Genomic DNA, 19,299 nt, shown 5'->3' with positions numbered 1-19,299 from the left:
CTAGTCCACAAGTACCGGGTTGAAATCTTCGTTCCACGGGAGACCGTATTTGGTGAGGGCTTCCATGAACGGATCCGGATCGAACTCTTCGACCGTATGCACACCCGGCTTGTTCCATTTGCCCGTGAGCACCATCATGGCACCGCACATTGCCGGAACGCCAGTCGTGTAGGCGATAGCCTGGCTGCCGAGTTCCTTGTAGCATTCCTGGTGGTCGCAAACGTTGTACAGATAGTAAGTCTTTGGCTTGCCATCCTTAGTACCCTTGAAAATGCAACCGATGTTCGTCTTGCCCACCGTGCGAGGACCGAGGCTTGCCGGGTCCGGGAGGAGAGCCTTGAGGAACTGGATCGGAACAATGTCCTGACCCTGGAACTTGATCGGCTGCGTGCTGAGCATGCCCACGTCTTCGAGGCAACGCATGTGGTCGAGGTAGCTCTGGCCAAACGTCATGAAGAAGCGGATGCGCTTGATGCCCGGGATGTTCTGGGCGAGGGATTCAATTTCTTCGTGGTGGAGAAGGTACATGTCCTTCTTGCCGACCTGTGCGAAGTTGTATTCACGCTTGATGCTCATGGCCGGGATTTCAACCCAGTGGCCCTTGCCGTTCTCGTCCGTGTCCCAGTAGCTGCCCGGAGCAGAAACTTCGCGGAGGTTGATTTCCGGGTTGAAGTTCGTTGCGAACTTGTAGCCGTGATCGCCGCCATTGCAGTCGAGAATGTCGATTTCTTCAATCGTATCGAACTGGTGCTTCAAGGCGTAGGCGCAGTATGCCTGAGAAACACCCGGGTCAAAGCCGGAACCGAGCAAAGCCGTGAGACCAGCCTTTTCAAACTTTTCTTTGTAAGCCCACTGCCAGCTGTAATCGAAGTAGGCGCTAAAGCCCTTTTCCTTGCAGCGCTTGTCGTAAACCTTGCGCCATTCCGGATCGTCGATGTTTTCCGGCTCGTAGTTAGCCGTGTCCATGTAGTTCACGCCACATTCAAGGCATGCATCCATGATGGCGAGGTCCTGGTAGGGGAGAGCGATATTCATCACCAAGTCCGGCTTGTATTGCTTAATGAGAGCAGAGACGTTCTCGGCCTTATCAGCGTCCACGGCGGCAGTCGTGATGACCGTCTTCGTATTCGGGCGGAGTTCCTGAGCCAACTTCTCGCAATTTTCGCGATGACGGCTGGCGATGCAGATTTCGCTAAAAACTTCGCTGCAGGTGCAGCACTTCTTGATAGCAACTGTGGCAACGGCGCCACAACCGATAATCAATGCTCTTGCCATTTTTTGTTTGTTCCTCATTTGTTGAGAGTTAATCCATCGGGATGGCGATCCCGGTAGAGAATGTTACTGATGGAAAATGTAGGAACTTTTTCGTATGACGAGTGCGGAGCAGAGCGCATAACAAGCCTGTTTTGCATAGTTCTTGAGCACTTCTTCCTTGTCATTCCCCACCTGATGGGGAATCTCCTTGCACGAGACATGTATTGGGCGTTCCCTTGCCCATGGGCAAGGTCGGGCTATATTCTAGGGGCAACCGTCTTCGCTACGCTCTCCGCTAACCTCCTAGAACGGAGCCTTGCTTGCGCAAGTCTCCGCCACACAGTGGTCACTATCCCTAACGCAATTTGTCTGTACAAAACGACTACAAATATTCAAATTTGTAGTCGTTCTCTAAAAACATTTCAACGAAATTCGGACTATCTAAATATTTTCCGTATTTGGTTGAAATTTTGCCATAGATAAACTAAATAAAAATCCACGAATCTAACACTGTGGATTTTCAAATTGCTTTTTTAGCGTTGTGCTCTTCGCTTTTGGATGTCGTCTACCGGAAAAACTGAAATGCTAGAGATGTCTGCATCAGTTAATTTGGGAATAGCAAACATGGCGTCGACCATTTCGAGTTTGGTATCTTTAATCTTGGCTTCAAGCTCTTCTTCTTCGACTTCGGCAATGGATTTGTATCCATAAACTTCGCTGCATTTCTTGAAATCCATTTTAAACTGCTCCTTGGCTTCGCCTTTAAACCAGTACTTCATAAGCGTGCAAGGCGAGCGTTGCAGAAATATGCTGGCATATTTTTATTACCGAGCCGTCGCCGCGGACGCCGTAGGCGTCAAATATATAAAAGTTTGGGTGAGGATGCCATCCCCCCCAAAAATTGTGATTCCCGTTACTCTCATTCCTAACAAAAAATGGTATTTTAAAAAGACTTCTCGTTCACCTTCAACGATTAAGGAATTTGGCTATGCTTCAAAAAATGTGGAATAAATGCAAAAAATGCGGCTGCGATAAAGCTGAGGACTCCGAAAAACTTTGCGAATCGTGCAAAGAAAAACGTCGCGAATTTTGGAGCGATATCAAGAAAATTGTGGGTGTAGGCGGTGCCGCCTTTTTAGTGCTCATCGCGGGCGGCAAATTAACGAAAAAATCCTAATCCCTATCCTTCGTCAGCGCGTATCCGCGGATTGTTCTCAAACGCTTTGTTTTCGGGTCGATGGTAACGCCCCAAAATCCGGTGGATAATAGTAAGTAGATTTCGTTGCCTAGATGTTTCCATGTAATGAAAACATCGTTTTTCCCGGCTGAAATGTCTTTGTATTGGATTTGTTCGTCCCAATTGGTTCTGTGTTCCTGTTCTCCATTGACAATGTAGGGGAAGAATTTTGTTATCCATCCGTTGATGTGCGGGGTTGCTCCGCAACTGAGATCCTCCGGAAAATATTTGTAGATTCCCCTCCAGAAATTCATGTTAATCTTGTTGTTGAATGTCTGGATAAATTCATTTAGAATCGGATCGACTTGTTTAGCCCACCAGGGCATGTCGAAAATAAGCGCAAGTTTGTCGAATGAATCTTTCAACTTTTGCCAATCTCGCTTTTTTCCTTTGATGATAATTTGAGGAATCCCGCACAAAGTGTGTATGGAGTAAGAGTAATATTCCGAACTGATGGACATAAGCGTTGCTTTTGCAACAAACTTGTCAATTGCTGTGGATGTAGAAAAGTCTATGTCGAACGTATTTCTTGTATCTTCCGGGAGTTTTTGGTAAAGTGAATCGTATGTTTGTGCAATGCTCTTTTTCCATGCGCTGGGTGGCGATTGCAAAGTAAGAGCGTTATCATTTATGACAAGATTTGTGTCGGCCTCGTTTTTTACGAATTTATCTTTAAATTTATCGCGATTGTATTTAATATGCAGACGGATTCCGTCCATAATCAAAAGCCAAATGTCATCGGGATAAATCTCGATAGAGTGGTGATTCGCAAAAGCGGTCCCAATCATGGCTACAAAAGGGTGTGGAAATTTGTAATCGTCGATGTATAAATCCTGGATAAACTTTTTGTCTGTACGTTCTTCTAAGAGAACTTGCTGACCATCAAAATCCATGATTTCGGTCATGGCGTATTTGGGCTTGCTCTCTTTGACTTTTTTGTCCTTGACAATTGCGTCCGCTGCTGCGGTTCCAAGCCCGATTGCAAAAAATAGAATGAAAATAATTTTATTCATAAGAGGAATATACAAAAATGTGTATGGATAAAAGTTGAAGAGTGTTGCGTTTTATTCGCTTGTCTTTACTCTTGCGCCGTTCAGCTTGTAATACCGAATTTCTTTATGGCGCGGACCGCCGAACTTTTGCGACTTGTTTGGGGTGCGACGGATCTTGATAAACGTCACTTGCGAACTGTCCCGTGCAAACCATTTTTCAAGCGAGTCCAACCCTGCATTTCCGAGAACGGCTAAGTCGTAAACAATAACCTTTGACGCTCCCGCCGCGAGTGCAGTATCTAATTGCGACGAAAGTCTTGCGTTATCGGCGAGCGCGTGCGAATCGTCTGTGCGGAACAATTCCATATCGACCCAAAATTCAATCCCGTATTGCGAACACGCATTCGCAACTGCACGCTCGTAATTTGCTACGGTCGAAATGTCTGCATGTGCTTTTCCCGCATCGCTAGCGCCGATGCCATCTTGCACGGCGATAACATCGGGCTTGAAACCTGTGGCAAAAAGCGATTCGAAAAATACTTGTAGCTTTTCGGGCGTTTCCAAATTCTGGTTGTAAAACGGAGCAGTCATGACTTTCCAACCTTTGGACTGTGCCGCACGTGTTACCGGAATCAAAAAGTGTGTTGCGAGTGCTGCCGCGGTCGCATCTGCTCTGAGTCCATCCCAATAATAGCGCGCAATCTCTTGCGGGATATAAACTCCTTCAATTACAGTCTCGCTTCCGTAAAGAGCGTACAGTTCTTCGATGACCTTCAAATTTCTCGCTGCCAGTGTATCGAGTTGCGAAATCGTCGGCGGTGTGTACCAATTTTCTCCGTCGTAATAAAGCCCGAACCAAAGCTTGTTTCCGGCAGGCTTCGCTGCATCGATGCTCTTGGGGAAAAGCTGGTTGTTCTTGTATTGCGTGTTCTGCAAAAAGTCTAGCTGTGAAGGGTAATACAAATGTGTCTTTTCGACTGCCGCGTATTGCAACACAACCTGTTCCATGCCGAGGGTGTGCAATCGTTTGTGCATGTGGTTGATGGAATCTGCTGATTGGTATGCTGTCGTCCAACCTGCATCGAAAACACCATCCAAATTCGCGGCCACCGCATCTGCCGAAAAACCGCTTAAAGCGAGTGCAAAAGACAAACAGCGGGGAATGTATCGAGTGACGAACATAACAGAAATATAATCTGTTTTTTGTTCATCGAAAAGAATTTACTTACCGATATTCAATCGTGTAATTATATTGCTTTTGCACGTTGCTAAACATCTTGCCCTGAATCACAGGTATGTAGGTGCTTTTTATGACATTCCCGAGTGAATCCGTCTCGATTTCAACGATTTGTCTCAGTGATTCTGCGTAATCGTAATACTCTTCACGGACGAATTTGCCGTTTTCGTAGACTATGTTTCGGGATAGGCCATTTTCCCAAATGGTAGCCGTTTTGCCGTCGTCAGTATAGGTGTATTTTCGATGAACTTTCTTCCCTGTAAATTCATCAGAAAAAATTTCTTCGATGGGTTGCTTTTGTGAATTTGTCTTTTTCAGCTGATAGCTGTAGGTTTCGCCGGAGTAAATGATTTTTGTCTCATTCGCTTCTTGATTGCTTTCGGTAAAGTTGATTCTGTACGCTTTGCTGCGCTTCGAATCGCTAATCTGGATGAGTTCGTCCTTGTCGTTATACGAAAATTTAAGCTCATGCGCAAAGGGATATTTTATTTGTGCTGTCGTTATTTTTTCGTTTGGTGTCTTTGGAAACTGTACTTTAAAAACGGATCCGGAATCGTTCTTTTGCGTGTAAACGATGTTCCTTGTTCCTCCGTCGTCTTCTTCGGTCATTGAAATGTATGTGAGACCTGCAGAAAGTCGCGTTTGTGCGTAAAGATGAATGTTGATGTTTCTGTCTATCAGGTATCCGTTTTCGGTTTTACTTTTCAGTTGGTATAAGTTGGTTCCGGTAGAATCCTTTATGACAGCTTCTACTAGAATACCGAATTCGTCCCAGCATTTTTTAGCATACCCTTTGAACGTCTTCTTGCTTTTGGCCGAATCTAGAGTCGAAATTTCGGCTTCGATGCAGGCGACGTTTCCTTTCAAAATTCTTCCTTCAAAGTCGGTGCGGTTATAGGTTTTCCAACGACCGTACTTGTCTAGGTGCGAAAAGAACTCGAGCGCCTTTGCACCTTGGAAATTAGTGCATCCGCAAAAAAGAATCGCAAAAGAGAAAATGCTAAAAATGCGTACTAAGGACATTGATTACCAAAGGGCGGGTGTGGTAAATTGCATTCCCAGTTCAAAATAGATACCCGGAATGAACTGGATGGGGGATACTTCTAGGCCTGCTTCGTAGCGCATCCATTTGCCCCAGAAAAATCCGGTCTTGGATGTCAGATACTTTATGTTGGCGTTTAAAGGAATGTCAATGCTTTCACGGAAGCCTTTCGGAGATTTTCCGCTGAGGTAGTATTCTCCATAGAGCTTTAAGTTGTCCGTGTGCTTCATCTTATTCTTGACGACTTCGTGGTACCAGGAGTTTTCTTCGTCAATCACGTATCCGTCGTAACCGTTGTGCGAATAACCGGCGCCAAAGCCGAAGCAGCTACCGGATGACGGCATACAGTGGACAACGCCGGCCGTAATGTCGACCAAAAAGCCGAGAGCGCCGAATCCGCCCATGTATTTTGTCGAGTCTGCAACCCAGTTGTTGTCTTTAATCAGGTCGTCGGTGTAAGCGAATCCGTGGATACCGATGGTGGCGGCTAACTTTATGGCCCAGCTACGGTCCTTGTTTCCTTTAGGGATGGCGACGAACAAATTTTTCTCGTGGTTAATCTGTCCGTTCAGGGCGCTTTCAGAAACGTCTTTGACTTGCCATGTTTTTGGCGAAGCCTTTCTCTCGCCCCAGCTATTTCTGCCTTTGTTTTCCGTTGTGTAAGACATAAAGGGAGACGTGTAGCGGAGGGAATCTCCGTATCTGGTAAAGCTGTATGCAAATGGGGTCTCGGACCAACCGATACCTAAAACGTCCTCGTTATCGAATCTACCCCAAATGAGGTGTTCTCCGTCATAGTCGTATTGGAATACATTGGTATAGGGTGCGATGACTTCAAGTTCATGGAGATAGCCTGAGTTGAATGTAGCCTTAAGCTTGAACGGCTTTTCGTCTTCGGAGGCTCCTGAATGGCCTACGATTGGGGCGGAATTCTTCTTTCTGAAACTTTGATTTTTGACTCGGTCGCTCACGACATTAAAGATGGGGGAGTTTCTGATGAAACCTGGATCGTATTTATCCGAAATAAAGAGGTCTCCGCAGTCGCTAATCCATTTTTCGGCGAGTTTTTCTGTTTTCGTGATGGCTTCTTCGTCATAACGCAAAATAAGGGACCCGTTTTCGTAGACCTTCTGGATTGTCTTTTTAGGATTAAAATCCGGATTGGTAAAAACTTCAAGGTAATCAAGGCATTCTTCAACGTGGACTTCAAGTTGTTTGTAGTCTTCGCTGGCGGCATGGCTCAGGCCAAATCCCAAAAGGAGGAGGCTCAAAGAGTATTTTTTAATAAAGTTCATATCTGTACCTAGTATAAAGGTTTGTTTGCAATTTTAGAAACAAATGTAATAAAAAACACCGGATTTCTCCGGTGCCTGTTTTTTGAATTTAATTGTGATTAGAAGTTCTCTTCGTGGACTTCGAAGTAGGCTTGCGGGTGAGCGCAGACGGGGCAGACTTCCGGGGCCTTCGTTCCGACCACGATGTGTCCGCAGTTGCGGCATTCCCAAACCTTGACTTCGCTCTTTTCGAAGACCTTGGCCGTTTCCACATTCTTGAGGAGGGCGCGATAGCGTTCTTCGTGCATCTTTTCGATGGCGGCGACCATGCGGAACTTCTTGGCGAGAGCGGTGAAGCCTTCTTCTTCAGCGGTCTTCGCGAAGCCTTCGTACATGTCGGTCCATTCGTAGTTTTCGCCTTCGGCGGCAGCCTTCAGGTTCTGGGCGGTGTCGCCGATGCCTTCGAGTTCCTTGAACCAAAGCTTGGCGTGTTCCTTTTCGTTGTCGGCAGTCTTCTGGAACAAGGCTGCGATCTGTTCGAATCCGTCCTTTTTGGCGCGGCTTGCAAAGTAGGTGTACTTGTTGCGAGCCTGCGATTCGCCGGCGAATGCTGCTTCAAGGTTCTTTTCGGTTTGGGTTCCTGCGTATTTGTTTGCCATAAAAAACTCCCTTATTTGATAGGTTTTGTTTCTAATATACCTCATTTTGTTGCTGTGTGGAAATTTTTATGACGCATTTTTGTAATAAGTTGGAGTAAGCCGATTTTGTTAAATGATACAGGGTGTATCTTTTAGAATTTAAAAATGAAAAATATTTGTTAAAATCCTTAAAAATTTGAAATTTTCTTTATTTTTGTATCATTTTAATATTGCGTGCGCTTGGAGGGAAATCTAAATTTATACATGTAAGAACGGATGTTCTAACCCAAAACTATTGACCAATAACTAAAGACTGCTTATGAAACCGATAACAGAATATAAGGATTACCGCCTGTACATGCAGGACTTTTACGAAGAGCGTAAAAGGACGAGCGCATTTTCGTGGCGTGAGTTTTCCAAGCTGGCGGGGTTCAAGTCGCCGGTTTACCTAAAGCTTGTTTGCGAAGGCAAGAGTAGCTTGAGTCTCGTCAAGATGGAACAGGTCGCACATGCGATGGGGCTTGCGGGGCACGAGTTTGCTTACTTCACGCAAATGGTCAAGTTCGGCAATGCAACGAAGGACTCTGTGAAAAAAGAGGCGCTTCTTGAAATGCAGAAGATTGCTCGCGAGCATCAAGTGCGCGTTGTCGATGCGGAATCTTTTGAATTCTATGAGTCTTGGAAAAATCCGACGATTCGTGAACTTGCTCCGATGATGCCTGGAAAGCGCCCGCTCGAAATGGCGAAAACTTGCCATCAGGTGATTTCGGCAGAACAGGTGCGCGATTCGCTCGCATTCCTTGTGCAGACGGGTTTTCTTAAGCGCGAGGCGGAACATACTTATGTGCAGACGGAAAAGACTGTCATCGGCACAAAAGAATCGCTTCCCATTGCGGTTCGCGGCATGCACAAAGAAATGGCTTCGCTTGCGAGAACGGCTATCGACAAGTTCCCGATTGAAGAACGTCATTTCACGGGTGCAACGCTTGGGCTTTGCGAAGAAGCCTACGCCCGCATTTCTCAGGAGTTGGACGCGTTTGTACGCAAGGTGGCAAACATCGCTGCCGAATATGAAAACGTCAACCAAGTTTATCGACTGAATCTTCAGTTGTTCCCTTTAACAAAAAAGGTTGAGGAGGAAACCAATGAATAACATCATTAAATTTACCATGGCGGCGGGTGTTCTCGCTTTAATAGGCTGTTCCGATAGCAATGTCAGCGGAGCTGCGATTGAAGGCAATGCTTTGGCACAGAATAGCAGTTCATCTAGTAACGTTGTAAGCAGCAGTGGGGTGCAAATCCCGAATGGAAAAATTTCTTTTGATACTCCGCCAACGGCTCGTGTTAAGGTTACGGGTGGTGATGTTCTTGTGTACAAGCAATCTGCAGGAGCTCGTTCGCAATGTGATGTAAATAACAAACATTATAGCAGTCATGTTCAATTCAGTTTGGATAGTGTGGCTCACCGTGATATTTCGTTAAGCGGTTTGGGAGACAAGTGCGAACCGATTTTAGAAGCCTTCTTAAAGACATGTGAATCTAATGTTTTTGTATTAAATTCATCGGGTCTGTTTTACTACGATTATCCAAATTTAAACGATATAACGTGTGAAAATACGAAAGATATATTTATTGTTTGCGATGCTATGCATGGGATAGAAACGTATGAATCCTGTACGGACGGAAATCCGTCCTATTGTACATCGGTGGTTGTTGACACAGCATTTTTCAATAACTTTGTAAGTGATTTAACAAAAGAAACAGATGATATTTGCAACTCGTTATATGCAGATATGACTCTGGATAATTATTCAAAACAATTTACGGAAAATGTCGATGAACTTTCTTTTGATGACCATGTACTTGCGTTCAATGGTGGTGGTGCGATTTATATTTCAGCACCGGATTCGATTACGCATATTAAGGAAATATCGCCCCAAGAAGTGTTAGAATCTTTCCCCAAAACAGTTCAATATGTTGGAAATTCGCTGTTTTCGGAAAATTGCAAGTTGTATTCTGTATCTCTAGGGATTAATTCGTATTATTATGGGTTTATTTTGAATAAGGTCTCAAAAGACTCGATAGAGATAACAAAAATAGCTCCTAGTGGTAATTGTGAATATGGGAATACGGACTTTCTAAGGAAAGCTGAATTCCTTGTCCAAGATTGCGATGGCTTAATTGACGAAAATACGGAAATAACAATTAATAGTTATACGAGTTCAATTTGGAAGTGCGGAGAATACGGATACCCTTCAGATGACGTTATTGAACAGCATGGTGAATGGTTCCATTCTAGTTTCGTAAAGTAAATTCAAGTCAAGCCCATTTGCTAAAATAATTCTAGATTGTTCTCCGTACAGTACGGAGAACTTTTTTATGGCTATTTACAACAACATTCTCGAAACGATTGGCAATACGCCGCTCGTCCGCATCAACAAGCTCAACAAGGGCGATGCCGAAGTCTATGTGAAACTCGAAATGTTCAACCCGCTCGGTAGCGCAAAAGACCGTGTGGCGCTCAACATGATTGAACGTGCCGAACAAGAAGGCAAACTCAAACCGGGTGCGCTCATCATTGAACCGACCAGCGGCAACACGGGCGTGGGCCTTGCTTATGTCGGTGCAGTCAAGGGCTACAAGGTGGTGCTCACGATGCCGGATTCCATGAGCATGGAACGCCGCATGCTGTTGAAATCGCTCGGTGCCGAAGTCGTGCTGACCGAAGGTGCTAAGGGCATGGCTGGCTGCATTGCGAAGGCAAATGAAATCGCTGCTGCCAATCCGGGTAGCTTTATCCCGCAGCAGTTCGACAATCCTGCAAATCCCGAAGCGCATTACCGCACGACCGGTCCGGAAATCTGGCGCGATACGGATGGCAAGGTGGATGTGTTCATTGCTACTGCAGGCACGGGCGGAACAGTTTCTGGCACGGCGAAGTTCCTCAAGGAAAAGAATCCGAACGTTTATGTTATCGCCATTGAACCGGATGATTCTCCGATGATTTCCAAGGGTGTTGCGGGCCCGCACAAGATTCAGGGAATTGGAGCAAACTTTGTCCCCAAGAATTACGATCCGAAGGTGATTGACGAAGTGTATCTCACAAGTACCGAGAAGGCGGGGAACGCCGCTCGCGCTGCCGCTGCCGAAGAAGGAATCTTCGTCGGGATTTCGTCGGGTGCCGCTCTCGAATGTGCGCTCACGGTCGCGAAGCGCCCGGAATTCAAGGGCAAGCGCATTGTCGCAGTGCTCCCGGATACTGGCGAACGTTACCTCAGCACTTGGCTCTGGAACACGTAATCGCCACTGCGCGAGACTTTAAAAAGGAAAATGCCGACTCCCGTGAGCCGGCATTTCTATTAAGTGAGGAATTCATTAAGAAGTTTATTTAGAAAGCATTTTGCCGTTAAGCGTTGCAATCCAGTGCTTGTCTCTTGCCCTGGCCGGAATCTCGATATTGGTCGTTCCCGCCTTGATCTGGGTCTTGTACAAAACAGCACCGTTCAAATCGACTAGAGCAAACTTGCCGCCCATATCCGTGTGGATTTCGAGGTAGTTGCCAATGACCACGAAGAAGTTTGTCGGAGACAGTCTGCTGAGATCGTCATAGCGGATGCCCATCGGAATGGAATCTTTGTCCTTGCCGTCGTTCTGCCAATCGGGTTCATGGATTGACGGATCTACAGGAGCCATCGCAATGGGGGAGGCCGGTTCCTTGAATCCAAGCTGTTCGTCCATCCACTGCATTCTTTCTTTCATCTTCTTGCGGAGGTGTTCCACTTCGCCGTCCCAAGTCGTTGCGTTGTAGCCACCCATAGGCATGCCAAAGCCACCGCCACTGCTGCTATTGCAGTATTTCATTGGCTGTGGGTCCGCATCGTTCTGACCGCTTGATTTGCCCAAGTTCGGCCAGCGCTTGAAGTTTCTGTCAGCTGCGTTCTTGAGGTACGTCTTCATGGAATCGAGGTAGAGATCCAAAGTCTTGGTGTGCCAAACGCCACTGCGGAGTTCTGCCCAGCGTTTCTTCAATTCACTTTGGTAGTGACTGTCCTTCCACATGCCAAGGAGCCAGTTTGGGGCCTTGAGGGAGCTACCCATGCCCCACATGCCGCCATTGCCTGACTTTTGGCTGTTTTCGATTTGCCAGCCGCTTGTGCCAGAACTTCCGAAGCCGTTTCCGCCACCACCGAAACCTCCACCGAAGCCGCCGCCCCACATGCCACCGCCGTTATTGCCTCCGCCATTTTCGGGCTGGCTGCCATTACTCATGGCGAGGTTAAAGTCCCAAGCCGGGCCAAGTGTTACCTTGCCTTCCGTCTTGACTCCGTTCTTGTCGGTTTTGTCCTTTGGCTTGTGCAAGAAGAAACTGCACCAGTAGGAGTCCGCGTTGTTCGTCACTTCTTCGTGCAAGACATAGTCCAGAGCCGATGTCATATCCACGTAGTTTTCATAGCCTTGACCGTTCTTGCCGTTCTTGAACAAGCCTTCAAGATCGTTCAGGTATTTTTTCAGGTAATCTTCCTGTTGCTTTTGGATGTTTTCCTTTTTGGGGTAGTGCAAAATGACGTTTAAACCGTCAGAAGTGTTAAAGCCTTCCTTTTCGATGGGGCCACTGCCTGCGCCACCGGTGTTGGTGCCCGTTTTGTCAAAAGCCCAAATGTAGCCGCCGGTGAGGCTATCGCCTGCGATGTCGGTTTCTTTAAGCTTGCTCACGTTCACGCGATACTTGCCGCGTTTGATTTTTTCAATAAGCACGTACACGCCGCGGTAAACGCCGTTGATGTACAAGTCAAAATGCTTAGTGCGTGGGCTGTAGTGGCCTGCTTGTCTAAAGAGCCAGTGGGCGAGAGCGTTTCGCATCATGCTCTTGTCTACATAAGGACCATGGAAAACCCAGTCGTCTGCAGGCGGGAGCCCGAACAGGCTGACGTCAAGACCTTCACCTTTTTCGTCACGGACTTCTACGCCATAGCCTGGCTTCGGGAACAAGGCGGATGATTGCCCTCTTACCTTGATGCCAATGTCATAAAGCGTACCTTTGGCACTGTCTGCAACGGAATTTGTTTTCCCGTCGAGCACGCGCATTGTTGCAGGAATTTTTTCGGTGACATTTTTGTCAAGGCATTCGCCTTTGGTGTCAACGAAAACAATCGGTAAGTCGTACGTTTGCGCAAGGGACATCCCTGCCGCAAAGCAACACGATAATAGGGCTTTTTTTAGCATAATGTATCCACACTCCTTATCCATCTCTTCTAAAAATAAATGCACCCTTGTTGAAAGGGTGCGTTTATTTCTGTTTACACGTTGTTTGCGTTTACAACTTTACAACGGCTAATTTCGCGCGTTTTGTGCAAATTATGCTTTGATGCGCAAGCGAGCGTATTCGTAAAGGCCGAGCGAAAGGGCTACAGATGCGTTGTACGAATGAGCTTCGGGCTTCATCGGGATGCGGAGTACGGCGTCGCATTGCTTCTTGATGAATGGGGGGAGGCCTACGTCTTCGCCACCGACGGCGAGCACCACGTGGTCTGCAAAGTCGAAACCGGCGAGGTTTGTTTCTGTGTCGGCATCGAGCCCGAGAATCTGGTAGCCGGCCATCTTGAGTTCGCCGATGGCGCCTTCAAGGTTGTCCGGACGGCAGATGCGGAGCTTTTCAAGTGCGCCTGCGGAAGTGCGGGCGACGCTCGGGGTAATGCCGCACATGCCCTTTGCGGGGAGGAGCAAAATATCGACGCCCAAGGCGAGCGAGCTACGGATGCAAGCACCGAGGTTACGCGGGTCTTCGATGTTTGTGGCAACGGCGATGAGCTTCTTTTCGCCCGTGTCACGGGCTTTGAAGAATTCTTCGCGGACGTCCATCCAGTTCAGGAGTTCCTTCTCGTTCATGAGAGCGACGACGCCGTGGTTCGGGCGGGCGTAGCTGTCGAGAATCTTGGAATCGACCTGCTGCACGTGCACGTGGGCGCGCTTGGCGAGCTTCTGGAGTTCATAGAGCTTCGGGTTGCCGGACTTGTGCATGAAGAGCACTCGGTGGACCTGGAGCGGGTTCTTGTTCAAAAGTTCTTCGACTTCCTTGATACCACCGACGGCGACCTGCGGGGCAGCATCGGCATCACCGACTGCAGGCACGAAGTTTTCCTGGTTAGCACGGCTCTTGTCAAATTCGCGGCGTTCGCCAAAATTACGCTCGCCTTCAAAGCGCTTCGGGCGATCGCCAAAGCTCGGACGGTCGCTGTCGAAACGGCTCGGGCGATTGGCGAAATCGTCGCGGTCGCGACGGAGGTGTGCCTGGCTTCCGATGCCTCCACGGCGTTCGGGAGCGCGTTCTGGTTCGTCCGGATGTTCGCGGTTGAACTTCGCCTCATCGAATGTGGGGCGTGCTGTGCGCCCAAAGTGGCGCTTGCGATCGTTACCAAAACCGCGACGGCTGTCGTCATTATTGAAACTCATTTTCTGGATTCTCCATGAAAAGGTTTAAATTGTCATGCCCGCCGCTGAGCGGGCATCTCCATTAAAAATTTAGAATTCCACGCTAGTACTTTTCTCGACAGGCAATCACCGTGTGCATCTTCACATCGGTTTCTTTCTGCTCTAGCGGTTCCTTGGAAAGTTGCGCCGGAGTCATAATCCCTGCCTTAAATGCGTTAGGGTATTTGGCGAGGAACCTGTCGTAGTATCCCTTGCCGTGTCCTTGTCTGCTCCCATCCCAATTGAACTTTACGCCTGGGACCAGGAACACAGGAATGTCGCCTTCAAACTTCTCGATGCCTTCGCGGGGCTCCATGATTCCATAGTGCCCCTTGACCAAGTCCTTCTTGAGGTTTGCAATCTTGTAGAAGTGCATGATGCCTTCGCCCTCGCACTTTGGGAGCAAAAGGCGTCCTTCGGTGGCGAGTTCCTCGAGAATCGGCATGATGTTCGGTTCTCCCTTGAGCGGGTAAAAAGCAGCGATGTTCCTTGCATCGTGGTAGCCTGGAATGTCGTGGATTTCCTGCCACGGTTCCTTGATGATGTCATCGCCCTTTTTCATGCGACGCATCTTCAAGATCATCTCGACGATGGGACTGCTGCCGAAAATCAGCAACACTAAGATTACAATAACGATGGACGCGGCCATTTAAAAACCTTTATTTTGAGGCTCTATTCTTCGTCGCCAATGCGCTTTGCCGTTGGCAACTTGTCACGCAAAATCTCGTTCCAGAGGCCTTGCTGCCAGTGCATCAAGTGCGCTTCTTCGTAGCGTTTTTCCCACGGAATGTTTCCCGGAGCGGCAAGCCAAATCAGCTGAGACTTGTTTGCGAGGAGCGCTGCATCGATTTTCAGCTCTTCGGCCTTTTCGTCACGCCACGTTTTAAGCGCGTTGAGCAAGTCCGAATGCGGGATGACTGGCGGTGGTGGAGCCTTCGGGAGGCGCATCGGCCAATCGCATTCCGGGACGGCCATCGCTGTGCGGAGCATGTTCAGGAACGATTCTAGACGGTCTCCCTTGAAATTGCGGGGGAGCTTTGGCAGGAACGTTTCGCTGACTTCCGGAAAATGTGAATTCTGGGCATTCACAATCGCAAGCATCAGTTCGGACTGCATCACCTTATAAGGTGGACGGTCGAGTTCTTCGGCCTGCTTTTCGCGCCATTCCCACAAGTGCTTGAGGATGTTCAATGCGCAGGGGCCGTAAATGCTGGAACCCGTAATGCGCCACGGATCTTTTTTCGGGGCGTTCGGAGTCCTTGCGTGTTCGATAAGCGTGTTGCACTGCTCCGTGAGCCAGTTCATGCGACCGGCCTGTTGCAGTTTTTCAGCTAAAATGGCACAAAGCTCGTGAAGGTAGAACGTATCGTGGATGGCGTATTCGCACATATCCAGCGAAAGTGGTCGAATCGTCCAGTCGGCTCTCTGGTTTTCTTTCTTGAGCTCGTCGCCAAAATATTCCTTGACCAAATCGGCAAGCCCGAGGTGCTGTTCGCCCAGAATCTTTGCTGCAAGCATTGTGTCGAAAATGCTCTTCGGCGAAAAGCCGTAAGTCTGCCACAAAAGTCTGAGGTCGTAATCTGCACCGTGGAAAATCAGCGTCTGCATTGCACGTGCCTTGAACAGCGGTGCAAGGTCCAGCCCACAAAGCGGATCCACAATATAATGGTGTTCGCCAATGGTAATCTGGATAAGACAGAGACGAGCCGTGTAATGGTACATGGAATCCGCCTCGGTGTCGACAGCGGCCATGTCATAAAGCTCCAAATCAGCAAGCAAGTTTGCGAGCGATTCTTCACTATCTACCAATATGTATTTCTCGTCTTTAATCATTTGACAAGGAAATGTAATAAAAGAAATCGATAGCGCGCTATTTTTCCCCCGAATTTACCCCAACACAGCACTTTCCCCGCGCAAGTGTGCTGTAACGCACAGTGAAATTTTCCTAAATTGCACGCCATGAGAAAGATTTCACTTACCGGTATCAAGCCGACGGGTACTCCCCATCTCGGCAACTATGTGGGCGCAATCCGCCCGGCTCTTGAACTTACGAAGACTTACGACACGGTCTATTTCATCGCGGACTATCACGCTTTGACGACTGTGCAGAACGGCGCCGAAATGCGCGCGAACATCTACAAGGTCGCGGCCACTTGGCTTGCTCTTGGTCTCAACCCGGAAGAATCCCTGTTCTACAAGCAGAGTGATATTCCTGAAATCTTTGAACTTAGCTGGGCTCTCAGCTGCTTCACGCCGAAGGGCTTCATGAACCGCGCCCACGCTTACAAGGCAAAGGTCGAAGCGAACACCGCTGCTGGTGTTGATGTGGACTCCAATGTGAACATGGGTCTTTACTGCTACCCGTGCCTTATGGATGCCGACATTCTCATGTTCAGCGCAGACATCGTGCCGGTGGGCAAGGACCAGAAGCAGCACGTCGAATTTGCTCGCGATATCGCCATCAAGTTCAATAAACACTTTGGCGAAGAAGTGTTCACCGTTCCGGAACCGGTTTTCCAGGAATCCACTGGTGTCATCCCGGGTCTCGACGGCCGCAAGATGAGCAAGTCCTACGACAACTACATTGACATCTTCCTTGAACCGAAGGCTCTCAAGAAGCGTCTCGGCAAGATTGTGACGAACTCCCAGGGCATCGAAGAACCGAAGGATCCGGATACTTGCAATGTGTTTAAGTTGTACAAACTCTTTGCAACGCCGGAACAGACCGAAGCTCTCGCAGCACGCTACCGTGCAGGTGGCATGGGCTGGGGCCACGCCAAGCAGGAACTCCAGAATGTTCTCGAAGAACATCTCGGTGCCGCTCGCGAAAAGTACTTCTACTTGCTCGACCATACCGACGAAATCGAAAAGATTCTCGCTTACGGTAAGGAACGCGCCCGCGCCAAGGCCAAGGTCATGATGGACCGCGTGCGTCATCTGCTTGGTACATACTAAGGCGACTAAGAGACCGCTCGGCTTTTACTTTTGTCATGCCCGGCGGAGCCTGTCCTGAGCGAAGTCGAAGGAACCGGGCATCTCCCTTTTAAAACATTTTACAAGGCTCTCGGATTTTCCTCCGGGAGCTTTTGTGTATATTGAACCTTATGATAAATTTCTTTTGGCAAATATCGGAATTTTTTTCAAGAATTCTTTAGGGATACTTCGCACATGCCTAATCCCTCGGAGCATTATCTGATGCTGGTACAATTTATGATTTTGCCAGTATTGCCGCACTTGCTAAGTTTTCTGTTTGCTTTATTTTATAAGAAATTTCGTTTAAAGAAACTTTGGCTCGGCCTTTGGATTACGCTTTTCTGCGCTCTCGTTTGCGGCTATATTTGGGCGGTTTCCAATTTTGATTGCGATGTCGTAGATTACTTGTTCTCAATAATGCTGCCTTTTGCGGCAATGTTGCTCTATATCTTCTCTTTTATGGTTTGTGGATTTTTTGGCCGAGCGTTCAATACAAGAAAAATTTGGCATCGATTGAGTGTTCCTTTTGTTGTGATTGTACCGTTCTTTATTTTCTTGTTCTTCGGTTGGAGCCTCATGGTTCATCTTATGGAGAAATCTCCGATGAACCTTTGGAACAAAACGATTTAGCAGCCACCCAAGATGCAGATTATGAAATGTTCTTGTCTGAATCAGATGCATGGGGCGATGATTCCAAAACCGTCTCCTTCCGCGAAAAGAATGATTCCGTATTTTTTAAGTTTACTTATAATATGTGTGCCAATACCGATTATGATTACGATGAACCGAAATTGACAATTCAATTCGGTGGAACTTCGGATGGCAAGTGGATATTGATGGATTCAGAAAAGTCGGTGGTTGTCCGAAAGTTGAAAAAATCTATTGAAGATTACAGCCAGGAACTTTCTATAGATGAGGTTCTCGATGGCTATGGCTCTTCGGTCGTACTCAAAGACTACAAACGCAAAACTCGTCGGCGTCTGTATTTTCCGAATGCAAAACTTTCCCATGTGTACGAAGCCATGACGATTGAAAAAACGTTCGAAAGCTTTATGCCTCCGCGTGAAATTTATACCACGCTTTCTTACAGGGATGTTGCAAAAAAGTGCAATGATCCTCGCAACGTTTTTGTCGAAAGCATCGTTCATAGTCAACAAAATAAAACAGCTGCTGAACAAGTTAAAACCCCTGATCAAAAAGATTCCCTAGAATTAAATAGATCGGAGGAAAAATGAATGAAATTCTCAAATGCTTAATGACTTTTGCAACGGAGATTCTTCCCGTAATCCTCTCGGGAATTATTTTCTTTGCGCTCCGTAAAAATACGTCGTGGAAAAAGTTTTGGTTAGTTCTTGGCTTGCTTCTTCCGGCATTTGTCGTGTTCCGGAGTGTCCAATGGCTAGTTGGCAAAAATGATTTAGAAATGGCTATTGAGGACTTGTTCTTTCTCGCGTTATATGTCTTGGGAGCTTTTATTGGGAATTTCTTTAAGACGAAGAAAGTTTTGTATGTAATAGCTGGTTCTGTCGTTGTGTTGCTTCTGTTCTTGGCCATTAAATGGTTGGTTTATCATGATTCAGAAATGTTTCCGTTTGGAGAAATTGTTGATGAACCATTGCAGAGTGTTGAATTGGAGTTAGCGCAGAATGCTGATTACGAAATAGAAATGATTCAGGAAGACGCCTGGTGGAATGATACCCGCATCATAGCCGTCAGAGAACGGAATGACTCTGTTTTTTATCGTGCCGCCTATCGCATGTGTAGTGCTGAAAATATTGATGATGAAGGCTATAAACATCGGATAAAGCCAAATATCGATTCGGTCCAGTGGGCGCTACTGAGTCCCGAAAAGTCTTTAATTGCAAAATCACTAAAAAATTCTATAGAAAAATACAAACAGGAATACCACTCGGATCTTGTTTGGGATGGCTATTCTGTTGATGTCTCTCTGAAGGATTATAAACGTAAAACCAGTCGCCGATTGGATTTGAGCAATGCTTCCATACTTGGAATGCAGGGTGCTATGGCTATTGAAAAAATGATGCTCGATCTTATGCCTCCTCGCGAAACTTTTACGACGCTTTCTTATGATAAGGTCTCGAAAAAGTGTGCAGAAATAGAAAATGCACGGATCCAACAGATTGAGGCAAGTCGCAATAGCAAATAATTTTTATTAAATTACAA

At 47.2% G+C, this 19,299-nt stretch carries 19 protein-coding genes; 8 read left to right on the top strand and 11 right to left on the bottom strand.

Going from position 1 to position 19,299, the window contains the following annotated elements; genetic code table 11:
- Both B7982_RS08930 and B7982_RS08925 read right to left on the bottom strand, forming a co-directional pair.
- Complete coding sequence (locus B7982_RS08930) at window positions 1–1,275, bottom strand: saccharopine dehydrogenase family protein (protein ID WP_074208888.1); 1,275 nt, start codon at window positions 1,273–1,275, stop codon at window positions 1–3.
- A gap of 512 nt (window positions 1,276–1,787) precedes the next feature.
- Window positions 1,788–2,033, bottom strand: coding sequence for a hypothetical protein (locus tag B7982_RS08925; protein ID WP_088660440.1), 246 nt, complete (start codon window positions 2,031–2,033; stop codon window positions 1,788–1,790).
- Window positions 2,034–2,242: 209 nt separating this feature from the next.
- On the opposite strand from B7982_RS08925, the gene B7982_RS08920 reads away from it, so the two are divergent.
- On the top strand, window positions 2,243–2,431 hold the full coding sequence (locus B7982_RS08920) for a hypothetical protein (RefSeq protein ID WP_088660439.1): 189 nt from the start codon (window positions 2,243–2,245) through the stop codon (window positions 2,429–2,431).
- On the opposite strand, the gene B7982_RS08915 is transcribed toward B7982_RS08920, so the two are convergent.
- The 5 genes from B7982_RS08915 to rbr form a co-directional block, all read right to left on the bottom strand.
- The gene (locus tag B7982_RS08915; protein WP_088660438.1) at window positions 2,428–3,504 is read right to left on the bottom strand and encodes a DUF4419 domain-containing protein; all 1,077 of its coding nucleotides are present in this window, start codon (window positions 3,502–3,504) and stop codon (window positions 2,428–2,430) included. The genes B7982_RS08920 and B7982_RS08915 overlap by 4 nt on opposite strands.
- A gap of 51 nt (window positions 3,505–3,555) precedes the next feature.
- Window positions 3,556–4,665: a DUF4434 domain-containing protein gene (locus tag B7982_RS08910; protein ID WP_088660437.1), complete on the bottom strand. Its 1,110-nt coding sequence runs from the start codon at window positions 4,663–4,665 to the stop codon at window positions 3,556–3,558.
- Window positions 4,666–4,708: 43 nt separating this feature from the next.
- Window positions 4,709–5,743 (bottom strand): hypothetical protein, encoded by a 1,035-nt coding sequence (locus B7982_RS08905; protein WP_088660436.1) that lies wholly within the window; start codon window positions 5,741–5,743, stop codon window positions 4,709–4,711.
- Between the two features lie 3 nt (window positions 5,744–5,746).
- Window positions 5,747–7,057 (bottom strand): hypothetical protein, encoded by a 1,311-nt coding sequence (locus tag B7982_RS08900; protein WP_088660435.1) that lies wholly within the window; start codon window positions 7,055–7,057, stop codon window positions 5,747–5,749.
- Between the two features lie 98 nt (window positions 7,058–7,155).
- Entirely contained in the window at window positions 7,156–7,695 is a 540-nt protein-coding gene (gene rbr, locus B7982_RS08895) for a rubrerythrin (RefSeq protein WP_088660434.1), read from the bottom strand.
- Between the two features lie 298 nt (window positions 7,696–7,993).
- Here rbr and B7982_RS08890 point away from each other — a divergent pair, with 298 nt between their 5' ends.
- From B7982_RS08890 to cysK, 3 genes are all read left to right on the top strand, one after another.
- A complete protein-coding gene (locus B7982_RS08890) occupies window positions 7,994–8,827 on the top strand; it encodes a TIGR02147 family protein (protein ID WP_088660433.1) in 834 nt (277 codons plus the stop codon).
- Complete coding sequence (locus tag B7982_RS08885; protein ID WP_088660432.1) at window positions 8,820–9,986, top strand: hypothetical protein; 1,167 nt, start codon at window positions 8,820–8,822, stop codon at window positions 9,984–9,986. Before B7982_RS08890 ends, B7982_RS08885 begins: the two co-directional genes overlap by 8 nt.
- Window positions 9,987–10,053: 67 nt before the next feature.
- A complete protein-coding gene (cysK, locus tag B7982_RS08880; RefSeq protein ID WP_088660431.1) occupies window positions 10,054–10,974 on the top strand; it encodes a cysteine synthase A in 921 nt (306 codons plus the stop codon).
- Window positions 10,975–11,058: 84 nt separating this feature from the next.
- On the opposite strand, the gene B7982_RS08875 is transcribed toward cysK, so the two are convergent.
- The 4 genes from B7982_RS08875 to B7982_RS08860 form a co-directional block, all read right to left on the bottom strand.
- Window positions 11,059–12,855 carry a CotH kinase family protein gene (locus B7982_RS08875; protein WP_088660430.1) on the bottom strand — a complete coding sequence of 599 codons (1,797 nt, stop codon included), beginning with the start codon at window positions 12,853–12,855 and terminating at the stop codon, window positions 11,059–11,061.
- Between the two features lie 174 nt (window positions 12,856–13,029).
- The gene (locus B7982_RS08870) at window positions 13,030–14,124 is read right to left on the bottom strand and encodes an RNA methyltransferase (protein ID WP_088660429.1); all 1,095 of its coding nucleotides are present in this window, start codon (window positions 14,122–14,124) and stop codon (window positions 13,030–13,032) included.
- 82 nt (window positions 14,125–14,206) lie between these two features.
- Window positions 14,207–14,791, bottom strand: a complete 585-nt coding sequence (locus B7982_RS08865) for a 5-formyltetrahydrofolate cyclo-ligase (protein ID WP_088660428.1) — start codon at window positions 14,789–14,791, stop codon at window positions 14,207–14,209.
- Between the two features lie 23 nt (window positions 14,792–14,814).
- On the bottom strand, window positions 14,815–15,975 hold the full coding sequence (locus B7982_RS08860) for a ribonuclease D (protein WP_088660427.1): 1,161 nt from the start codon (window positions 15,973–15,975) through the stop codon (window positions 14,815–14,817).
- 126 nt (window positions 15,976–16,101) lie between these two features.
- On the opposite strand from B7982_RS08860, the gene B7982_RS08855 reads away from it, so the two are divergent.
- From B7982_RS08855 to B7982_RS08840, 4 genes are all read left to right on the top strand, one after another.
- A complete protein-coding gene (locus B7982_RS08855) occupies window positions 16,102–17,097 on the top strand; it encodes a tryptophan--tRNA ligase (RefSeq protein WP_085490815.1) in 996 nt (331 codons plus the stop codon).
- A 213-nt stretch (window positions 17,098–17,310) separates the two neighbouring features.
- Window positions 17,311–17,745, top strand: a complete 435-nt coding sequence (locus tag B7982_RS08850; protein ID WP_158212991.1) for a hypothetical protein — start codon at window positions 17,311–17,313, stop codon at window positions 17,743–17,745.
- Window positions 17,727–18,350, top strand: coding sequence for a hypothetical protein (locus B7982_RS08845; RefSeq protein WP_088660425.1), 624 nt, complete (start codon window positions 17,727–17,729; stop codon window positions 18,348–18,350). The genes B7982_RS08850 and B7982_RS08845 overlap by 19 nt, the downstream gene beginning before the upstream one ends.
- Window positions 18,347–19,282 carry a tryptophan-rich sensory protein gene (locus B7982_RS08840; protein WP_233138458.1) on the top strand — a complete coding sequence of 312 codons (936 nt, stop codon included), beginning with the start codon at window positions 18,347–18,349 and terminating at the stop codon, window positions 19,280–19,282. The genes B7982_RS08845 and B7982_RS08840 overlap by 4 nt, the downstream gene beginning before the upstream one ends.
- Window positions 19,283–19,299: the final 17 nt, after the last annotated feature.

Origin of the sequence: Fibrobacter sp. UWB2, from assembly GCF_002210425.1 — a bacterium.
Classification (GTDB): Bacteria; Fibrobacterota; Fibrobacteria; order Fibrobacterales; family Fibrobacteraceae; genus Fibrobacter; species Fibrobacter elongatus.
This window is presented reverse-complemented; position numbering and strand designations above follow the sequence as displayed.

Coding starts and splice junctions, on each gene's coding strand:
- B7982_RS08930 (WP_074208888.1), bottom strand. CDS start 1,275: ATGGCAAGAGCATTGATTATCGGTTGTGGCGCCGTTGCCACAGTTGCT.
- B7982_RS08925 (WP_088660440.1), bottom strand. CDS start 2,033: ATGAAGTACTGGTTTAAAGGCGAAGCCAAGGAGCAGTTTAAAATGGAT.
- B7982_RS08920 (WP_088660439.1), top strand. CDS start 2,243: ATGCTTCAAAAAATGTGGAATAAATGCAAAAAATGCGGCTGCGATAAA.
- B7982_RS08915 (WP_088660438.1), bottom strand. CDS start 3,504: ATGAATAAAATTATTTTCATTCTATTTTTTGCAATCGGGCTTGGAACC.
- B7982_RS08910 (WP_088660437.1), bottom strand. CDS start 4,665: ATGTTCGTCACTCGATACATTCCCCGCTGTTTGTCTTTTGCACTCGCT.
- B7982_RS08905 (WP_088660436.1), bottom strand. CDS start 5,743: ATGTCCTTAGTACGCATTTTTAGCATTTTCTCTTTTGCGATTCTTTTT.
- B7982_RS08900 (WP_088660435.1), bottom strand. CDS start 7,057: ATGAACTTTATTAAAAAATACTCTTTGAGCCTCCTCCTTTTGGGATTT.
- rbr (WP_088660434.1), bottom strand. CDS start 7,695: ATGGCAAACAAATACGCAGGAACCCAAACCGAAAAGAACCTTGAAGCA.
- B7982_RS08890 (WP_088660433.1), top strand. CDS start 7,994: ATGAAACCGATAACAGAATATAAGGATTACCGCCTGTACATGCAGGAC.
- B7982_RS08885 (WP_088660432.1), top strand. CDS start 8,820: ATGAATAACATCATTAAATTTACCATGGCGGCGGGTGTTCTCGCTTTA.
- cysK (WP_088660431.1), top strand. CDS start 10,054: ATGGCTATTTACAACAACATTCTCGAAACGATTGGCAATACGCCGCTC.
- B7982_RS08875 (WP_088660430.1), bottom strand. CDS start 12,855: ATGTCCCTTGCGCAAACGTACGACTTACCGATTGTTTTCGTTGACACC.
- B7982_RS08870 (WP_088660429.1), bottom strand. CDS start 14,124: ATGAGTTTCAATAATGACGACAGCCGTCGCGGTTTTGGTAACGATCGC.
- B7982_RS08865 (WP_088660428.1), bottom strand. CDS start 14,791: ATGGCCGCGTCCATCGTTATTGTAATCTTAGTGTTGCTGATTTTCGGC.
- B7982_RS08860 (WP_088660427.1), bottom strand. CDS start 15,975: ATGATTAAAGACGAGAAATACATATTGGTAGATAGTGAAGAATCGCTC.
- B7982_RS08855 (WP_085490815.1), top strand. CDS start 16,102: ATGAGAAAGATTTCACTTACCGGTATCAAGCCGACGGGTACTCCCCAT.
- B7982_RS08850 (WP_158212991.1), top strand. CDS start 17,311: ATGCCTAATCCCTCGGAGCATTATCTGATGCTGGTACAATTTATGATT.
- B7982_RS08840 (WP_233138458.1), top strand. CDS start 18,347: ATGAATGAAATTCTCAAATGCTTAATGACTTTTGCAACGGAGATTCTT.